At 50.3% G+C, this 1,048-nt stretch carries 1 protein-coding gene and 1 pseudogene; both read left to right on the forward strand.

Going from position 1 to position 1,048, the window contains the following annotated elements; genetic code table 11:
- Window positions 1-279: pseudogene (locus ACXRVY_RS31215) on the forward strand (glucose-6-phosphate isomerase); the annotation flags it as partial.
- Between the two features lie 276 nt (window positions 280-555).
- Window positions 556-1,048, forward strand: a 493-nt coding sequence (locus ACXRVY_RS31220; RefSeq protein WP_458239236.1) for a carbohydrate porin, incomplete at its 3' end; no start/stop codon positions are given.

Genomic DNA, 1,048 nt, shown 5'->3' on the forward strand with positions numbered 1-1,048 from the left:
CCGCATAAGGTGATCCCCGGAAACCGCCCAAGCAATACCGTTGCTCTTGAGATCATCAATCCACATAGCCTTGGGGCGCTGATCGCCCTTTATGAACACAAGGTCTTTGTCCAGGGTGTCATTTGGGGAGTCAATTCGTTTGATCAATGGGGCGTGGAACTGGGCAAGGAGCTAGGCAACAGCGTCTACAACCTTCTGACTCGCTATGACGCGGAACCGGCAGATGATTCCTCGACGCAAGGCCTTATAGATTTCTTCCGAGGACGTCATCGTGGTTAAGGTAGTTTGGGCTTCCAAGTGCATGGCCTGAAAATACACTCCAAAGGCTAAAACTTAAGGAGGGCTAACTAACTTATTGGTTAAGTAATCGCTTGCTTACCCTCGTCACTCCGCCTGGCACTGCATGGATTTTTCTCATGCTTTGGCTCAGGCGATACGGTGCGTTCTCTATTCGATTTAACTTATTTCCCGTTCGGGAACTTGTGTGTGGAGCTAGCGTGCTAGCTCGCATTATTGACCTTGTCCAATAAATATAAAAAACAAAAGGTGTCATGAATGAACGTTAAAACTCTCAGTGCAGTTCTGGGTGCGTCTTTTGCTGCCGGTTTTCTGCCCGTTGATGCGTATTCAACAGACTTCAGCGGCTACTACAGAACCGGAGTAGGAGATTCGACTCAAGGAGGGACACAGTCGTGTTTTCAGCTACCCGGCGCGCAGTCTAAATATCGCCTTGGCAACGAATGTGAGCAGTATCTGGAGCTGGATTTGCGCCAGGATCTGCTTTCACTGGACGACGGCTCAACGCTTAGCGTTGAAGGCATGGCACAGTTTAACAACGAGTATGGCCATGCCCCCAAATTTGACGGAGAGCACGGCTATACGCGGATGAGTCAGCTCTACGCAGAGTGGAGCAAGATGCCGGCATTGAATGGCGGTTCTTTCTGGGCGGGCCGTCGTTACTACAACCGAAACGACATCAATATTTCCGACTACTTCTACTGGAACCAAAGCTCAACGGGCTTTGGGTTCGACCAGGTCGCATTGGGAG

The organism is Pseudomonas sp. P5_A2_2 (genome assembly GCF_054177685.1).